Raw genomic sequence first — 6,599 nt, 5'->3', positions numbered from 1 at the left:
CCCGCCCATCAACACCGGCCGATCAGCTGCCGCTTCCCGATCAGCCGCCGGGGCGGTCCACACCGCGCCGACGCCCAACGGACCCCCCGGACCATACCCACCAGACGCCCCGCCAGACGCCCCACCCGACGCCCCGCCGGGCGTCCCGCCGGGCGTGTTCGAGGACCCACCCGCGGACGCCCCCGTGGACGTACCCGCAGACGTATCTGCGGGCCCTCTACTGGAGCCGGAGTCCGGGCCGGATTCGGGAGGGTATCCCGTTCCGGTAGGAGAAGCTGTACTGCTTTTCATACCTTCATTCCATCATCGGGCACTGACAAAACAAGGTCCGCAGGAAGGCACCCGGAAAAGAATTTTGAACTATTTTTCCTGGCAGATCAAAGTTTTTGGATCGGCGGCATAAAGGGAACCACAACCCACCCGCTGAGGCGTTAGATCGGGCCCTCACAGGCCCGATGACCCACCAGAGCTCACGGTTCGGCGAAGAGGGAGGCGCAAGCCGGAAAAGCAGAACCGGAAGGGAGGGCCGGAAAGGAGTCCTGTCCCCACCCAGGGAACAGCCCGGAGGGGTTTCCAAGTCGCAGGATGCACCCGACTCATGGCAAACTGGATAACCGCGCTTCGTGACGGAAATTTGGCAGTTCCTCAGGCGTAGTCCGCCCTGGTGTAATGGCAGCACCCCAGCCTTTGGAGCTGTGGAGTATAGGTTCGAATCCTATGGGCGGAACTGTAGGGCAGTAGTGCCGCGGGTAGTATTGCCGGTGTGAGCCTGTACTTTTCCGGTTGACAGCGAAACTACAGGCAGGAGTGTCTCCTCAATGGGTCCGCAGACCTCAAACACGCACCACCAGACATCAGATTCAGTGACAGGAGTCCTGCGGCCAGCAGCCGTCATCGTGCTCGCAGCAGGAGCCGGGACCCGGATGAAATCCCGGACACCGAAGATCCTCCACACCCTCGGCGGCAGGTCGATGGTGGGACATGCGATGGCAGCCGCCCGCGGTGTGGTCCCCGAGGCAATGGCCGTGGTGGTCCGGCACGAACGGAACCTCGTCGCCAGCCATATCTCCAGCCTGGATGAGCAGGCACTCATTGTGGACCAGGACGACGTGCCAGGTACTGGTCGCGCGGTGCAGGTAGCGCTTGCGGCGCTGGATCAGGCGGGTGAAGCCCCCCTCGATGGCACGATAGTGGTCACCTACGGCGACGTACCGCTGCTGACCGCCGACACTCTGGCCGAGCTCGTCGCGGCGCACACCACGCAAGACAACGCGGTGACCGTCTTGACCGCCGTCCTTAAGGACGCGACCGGCTATGGCCGGATCCTGCGGGCCGACGACGGCACCGTCACCGGCATCGTCGAGCACAAGGACGCCTCCGACGCCCAGCGGTCCATCCACGAAATCAACTCGGGCATCTACGCGTTCGACGCGACAACCCTGCGCAACGCGCTCACATCAGTCACGGCAGGTAACTCTCAGGGTGAAATGTATCTGACCGACGTCCTCGGCATCGCCTCAGCCAGGGGCGGCCGGGTGGCCGCCGTCGTTTCCGATGATCCCTGGCAGGTCGAGGGCGCCAACGACCGGGTCCAGCTTGCAGCCCTCGGCGCCGAGCTCAACCGCCGCACCCTGACCCGCTGGATGCGCGCCGGGGTTTCAATCGTTGACCCCGGCTCCACCTGGATTGATACCTCGGTGCACCTGGCGGAGGACGTCACAATCCTGCCGGGCACCCAGCTCCACGGCGTCTGTGAGATTGCGCGCGACGCCGTCGTCGGCCCTGATACCACCCTCACCGATGTGGTGGTGGGCGAGGGTGCCACGGTGCTCCGGACCCACGGCTCCGGCGCACGGATTAGCGCCGGCGCCTCTGTTGGCCCGTTCACTTACCTGCGTCCCGGCACGGTGCTGGGTGAAGGCGGGAAGATCGGCGCATTCTACGAGACGAAGAACGTCATCATTGGCCGCGGATCAAAGCTGTCGCACCTCGGATATGCGGGGGACACCGAGATCGGCGAGAACACTAATATCGGCTGCGGCAATATCACCGCCAATTACGACGGGGTCAACAAGCACCGCACCACCATCGGCAGCAATGTCCGCACCGGTTCCAATACGGTTTTCGTGGCGCCAGTGACAATCGGTGATGGTGCCTACACCGGTGCGGGCGCGATTGTGCGCAACGACGTCCCGCCGGGAGCGCTGGCCTTCAGCGTTGCGCCGCAGCGCACCTCGGAGGGCTGGGTGCAGGCCAAACGTCCCGGCAGTTCCGCAGCCGATGCGGCGGCTGCAGCTCAGAAATCGGCCACCACTGACCCGGCTGCTGAACCTACCAGCAGTACCAAGAGCACTGACGAAAGCGACAGTTCATGAGCGAGATCACCGCACGCGGCGAGAAGAAACTGGTCCTGGCTTCAGGGCGGGCACACCCGGAATTGGCCGAGGAAATTGCCGCGGCACTCGGCACTGAGCTGCTGCCCATCTCCGCCTACGACTTCGCGAACGGTGAGATTTACGTCCGGTCCGGCGAAAGTGTCCGCGGCACCGACGTGTTCGTGATCCAGGCTCACCCGGCGCCGTTGAACAACTGGCTGATGGAACAGCTCATCATGATCGATTCCCTGAAGCGGGCCTCAGCCAAGCGGATCACTGTGGTTTCCCCGTTCTACCCCTATGCCCGCCAGGACAAAAAGGGCCGCGGCCGCGAACCGATCTCCGCCCGCCTCGTCGCGGATCTGTATAAGACGGCCGGAGCCAACCGGCTCATGTCCGTTGACCTGCACACCTCACAGATTCAGGGCTTCTTCGACGGGCCGGTCGACCATCTGATGGCCATTCCGCTGCTCGCCGACTACATCCGCACCCGGGTCGACGCCGACAACGTCACGGTGGTGTCCCCGGACACCGGCCGGGTCAGGGTAGCTGAGCAGTGGGCCGAGCGGCTCGGCGGTTCACCGCTGGCCTTCGTGCATAAGAGCCGCGACCTGACCGTCCCCAACCAGGCGGTGTCCAAGCAGGTGGTGGGTCAGGTCGAGGGTCGGACCTGTGTGCTGATCGACGACATGATCGATACCGGCGGAACCATCTCCGGCGCAGTCCAGGTGCTGAAGAATGCCGGGGCCAAAGACGTGATCATCGCGGCGACCCATGCGGTGTTCTCCGACCCGGCGGCACGCCGTCTCTCCGAATCCGGCGCCCGGGAGGTAGTGGTGACAAACACCCTGCCCATTCCCTCCGAAAAACGGTTCCCGCAGCTCACCGTGCTGTCCATCGCACCCCTGATTGCGCGGGCCATTCGTGAAGTGTTCGACGACGGATCGGTCACCAGCCTTTTCGACGGTATCGCGTAGGGACACGGTTCAGGGCAGGAGGCGCCCGCTACGGGCGCCCGATGCCCTGATAGTTCCACCCCGCCGCGCGCCATTCGGCGGGACTTAGCACGTTCCGGCCGTCGAGGATGTTCTTGCTTGCCACCCGGAGGGCCAACGCGGCTGGCTCGAGCGAACGGTACTGGTCCCATTCGGTGAGGACCAGCACCGCGTTGGCGTGGGCGACGGCAGCGTCGAAGTCGGGCTCATAGGTCAACTCGGGGAAGCGGCCACGGGCATTGGTCAGGGCCTCAGGGTCGGTCACCGTCACGTCGGCGCCCTGGAGCTGAAGTTGCGCGGCAATGCTCAGCGCCGGAGAGTCCCTGACGTCGTCGCTGTTCGGTTTGAAGGCCACACCCAACACGGTGATCCGTTTTCCGAGAAGGGAACCCCCGACAAGTTGGCGGGTCAGCTCAACCACCCGGATCCGGCGCCGCAGGTTGATGTCGTCCACCTCGCGGAGGAACGTCAACGCCTGGTCAGCCCCCAGCTCCCCGGCCCGGGCCATGAAGGCACGAATGTCCTTGGGCAGGCAGCCACCGCCGAAGCCTATACCCGCGTTGAGGAACTTCCTGCCGATCCGGTCATCCATCCCGAGGGCGTCGGCCAGCAGCGTGACGTCAGCGCCGGCGGCGTCGCACACCTCCGCCATGGCGTTGATGAAGGAAATCTTCGTGGCGAGGAACGAGTTGGCCGCCGATTTCACCAGTTCCGCGGTGGCGTAGTCGGCGACCAGCCGCCGGGTGCCCAAACCCATCGGCCCCGCGTACACTTCGTCGAGCATCGCTGTTGCCTGCTCGCCGGCTTCCCCGGCCGGAACCCCGTACACCAGCCGGTCGGGGCTGAGCGTGTCCTTGACGGCGAAGCCCTCCCTGAGGAACTCAGGGTTCCACGCGAGACTCGCCTCGGGGAACCGCTCAGCCAGGTCATCGGCGAGCCGCGCAGCGGTGCCCACCGGAACAGTCGACTTGCCGACAACCAGGTTCCCCGCCTCGAGTGAATCCGCGAGAGACGCAAACGCCGCATCGACGTACCGCAGGTCAGCCGCATACTCGCCTTTCCGCTGCGGGGTCCCCACGCAGAGGAAGTGGACCTGGGCCCCACGCGCGTCAGCGATGTCAGCGCTGAACTTGAGCCGGCCGGTCTGCAGCACCTCGTCCAGGAGTTCAGGGAGGCCGGGCTCAAAAAAATGCGATCGTCCGGCTTGCAACTCGGCAATCTTCCGCTCATCAATATCGATGGCGACGACGTCGTGCCCCAATTTCGCCATGCACGCCGCGTGAACAGCGCCAAGGTAGCCGCAACCGATAACAGAAATTCGCATGGTGATCCTTTGTCGGGCTGGCCCGGGATTCCGTGAGGAATCCGACGGGTTCCATCAGCTTTTAACGGTATGCCTCACACATTAGAGGATGATGAGGGGAGGTCAGCCAGTTTCGGGCGATCATCCGTGGGCCCGGTCGATGCCCAGGCGAACGTGCTGTACCATTGATCCCGATGCCTAGGCGAGGGAGCATCCCGGGAAGACCCGGGAACTGTTCCGTGATCGACGGTGGCTAGCGACTGACGTCCGACACGGATTGTGTTGACGATGACCTGTTTCTAGACAGCTGACGATCGTGACCCTGGCAACGATCCACTCATCGCCACAACAGGAGATTTCATGTCTGACCTCACGCTCCCAGCAGAAGTTCGTACCGAATTCGGTAAGGGTGCAGCACGCCGCGCACGCCGCGAGAACAAGATCCCTGCGGTTATCTACGGCCACGGCGCCGACCCCATCCACGTATTGCTTCCCTCCAAGGCAACCACGCTGGCCCTGAGGACCTCCAATGCGCTGCTGACCCTCGACGTCGAAGGGGAGGAGCACCTGGCTCTCGCCAAGTACGTTGTCCGCAACCCGTTGAAGCGCATTGTCGAGCACCTCGACCTGCTGACCGTTCGTAGCGGCGAGAAGGTCGTCGTCGACGTCTTTATCCACGTTGAAGGCGAACTGGCCCCGGGCGCCGTCATGAACCTCGAGCACAACTCGGTTCAGGTTGAAGCAGAAGCCACCCACCTGCCGGATTCCCTGACCGTCAATGTTGAAGGACGGACGGTTGGCGAGCACATTCACGCGTCCGATATCGAACTGCCCAAGGGCGTCACCCTGCTGATCGAGGACGACACCCTGATCGTCAACATCAGCGAGCCGACCGTCCAGGACCTGGGCGAGGACGACGGCGAAACCGTTGCAGAAGGCGACGTTGTAGCTGCCTCCGGCGAGAAGTCAGAAGAAGGCGAGTAGCCACCCATCTGGCGCGCTTGTGGCAACTGATACGTGGCTGGTAGTCGGGCTCGGTAACCCTGGGCCCGACTACAGCCATAACCGGCACAATGTCGGGCAGATGGTTCTTGACGTCCTTGGGTCACGCCTGGGCGGGAAGTTCAAAAGCCACAAAGCGCACGCGGCCGTCCTGGAGGGCCGGCTGGGTCTGGGCGGGCCCCGGCTGGTACTGGCCAAACCGCTTACCTTCATGAACCTATCCGGTGGGCCAGTCAGTGCGCTATGCCGTTTCTACGACATCCCTCCCGAACGCGTCATAGCGGTCCATGACGAAATAGATATTGACTTCAACACCGTCAAGCTCAAATACGGCGGTGGTGAGGGGGGCCATAACGGTCTCCGGGACATGAGTAAGGCGCTCGGCACCAAGGACTATCTGCGGGTCAGGGTAGGTGTGGGCCGGCCACCCGGGCGGCAGGACGCAGCCGAGCACGTCCTCCGGGACTTCGGCACTGTCGAAAAAAAGGAACTCAGCTTCCTGTTCGAGGATGCAGCCGATGCAGTCGAGTCCCTGATTTACGAGGGACTTGTCAGCGCACAGCAGAAGTTCCACTCTGCGGGCAAATAGCGTATAGATTAGAATCACGATTACCGGTCAGGGCGCGCGAAGCCTTGGCTAGATCAGGCCAATAGGCCCCAAATGCGGGGGCCGACGTTGGGCGGCCTCTGAGACTGGGCCACCCCCATCCCAACGTCGGTCCCTTTTTTTGTGCCCATCAGCCCGGCCTTCCCGGCTCGTCCACGAGGGCCCCGCAAGCCGGCTCCCTCTGCATCCCGCGCCGACGGGGCCGAGTAGTCGCTGCGTAATCCGCTGGGGAAACTCGAGTAGTCGCTACTCATGTGTGACGCCCGCCCGGGTTCTAGCGTGTGCAGTACTTCACCACGCTGGGAATGCGAAGAAAC

At 63.7% G+C, this 6,599-nt stretch carries 6 protein-coding genes and 1 tRNA gene; 5 read left to right on the top strand and 2 right to left on the bottom strand.

Translation table 11 applies throughout. The features are described 5' to 3' along the window. The coding region (locus ACX80O_RS14765; protein ID WP_459333897.1) for a hypothetical protein at positions 1-291 on the bottom strand (291 nt) is incomplete at its 3' end. Positions 292-655: 364 nt separating this feature from the next. Between ACX80O_RS14765 and ACX80O_RS14760 the strand changes: the two genes are divergently transcribed. From ACX80O_RS14760 to ACX80O_RS14750, 3 genes are all read left to right on the top strand, one after another. After that, positions 656-727: transfer RNA gene (locus ACX80O_RS14760), tRNA-Gln, on the top strand. Between the two features lie 196 nt (positions 728-923). Then, a complete protein-coding gene (glmU, locus tag ACX80O_RS14755) occupies positions 924-2,375 on the top strand; it encodes a bifunctional UDP-N-acetylglucosamine diphosphorylase/glucosamine-1-phosphate N-acetyltransferase GlmU (RefSeq protein WP_459307911.1) in 1,452 nt (483 codons plus the stop codon). Further along, the gene (locus ACX80O_RS14750) at positions 2,372-3,352 is read left to right on the top strand and encodes a ribose-phosphate diphosphokinase (RefSeq protein WP_459307786.1); all 981 of its coding nucleotides are present in this window, start codon (positions 2,372-2,374) and stop codon (positions 3,350-3,352) included. Before glmU ends, ACX80O_RS14750 begins: the two co-directional genes overlap by 4 nt. Positions 3,353-3,380: 28 nt before the next feature. Here the strand turns inward: ACX80O_RS14750 and ACX80O_RS14745 are convergent, their stop codons facing one another. Next, positions 3,381-4,694, bottom strand: a complete 1,314-nt coding sequence (locus ACX80O_RS14745) for a UDP-glucose dehydrogenase family protein (protein ID WP_459307787.1) — start codon at positions 4,692-4,694, stop codon at positions 3,381-3,383. A 339-nt stretch (positions 4,695-5,033) separates the two neighbouring features. On the opposite strand from ACX80O_RS14745, the gene ACX80O_RS14740 reads away from it, so the two are divergent. Next, entirely contained in the window at positions 5,034-5,657 is a 624-nt protein-coding gene (locus ACX80O_RS14740) for a 50S ribosomal protein L25/general stress protein Ctc (protein WP_459307788.1), read from the top strand. Positions 5,658-5,676: 19 nt separating this feature from the next. Next, positions 5,677-6,264 carry an aminoacyl-tRNA hydrolase gene (gene pth / locus ACX80O_RS14735; RefSeq protein WP_459307789.1) on the top strand — a complete coding sequence of 196 codons (588 nt, stop codon included), beginning with the start codon at positions 5,677-5,679 and terminating at the stop codon, positions 6,262-6,264. Positions 6,265-6,599 lie beyond the last annotated feature (335 nt).

This window comes from Arthrobacter glycogeni (genome assembly GCF_054511155.1).
This window is presented reverse-complemented; position numbering and strand designations above follow the sequence as displayed.

Coding starts and splice junctions, on each gene's coding strand:
- ACX80O_RS14745 (WP_459307787.1), bottom strand. CDS start 4,694: ATGCGAATTTCTGTTATCGGTTGCGGCTACCTTGGCGCTGTTCACGCG.
- ACX80O_RS14750 (WP_459307786.1), top strand. CDS start 2,372: ATGAGCGAGATCACCGCACGCGGCGAGAAGAAACTGGTCCTGGCTTCA.
- ACX80O_RS14740 (WP_459307788.1), top strand. CDS start 5,034: ATGTCTGACCTCACGCTCCCAGCAGAAGTTCGTACCGAATTCGGTAAG.
- glmU (WP_459307911.1), top strand. CDS start 924: ATGAAATCCCGGACACCGAAGATCCTCCACACCCTCGGCGGCAGGTCG.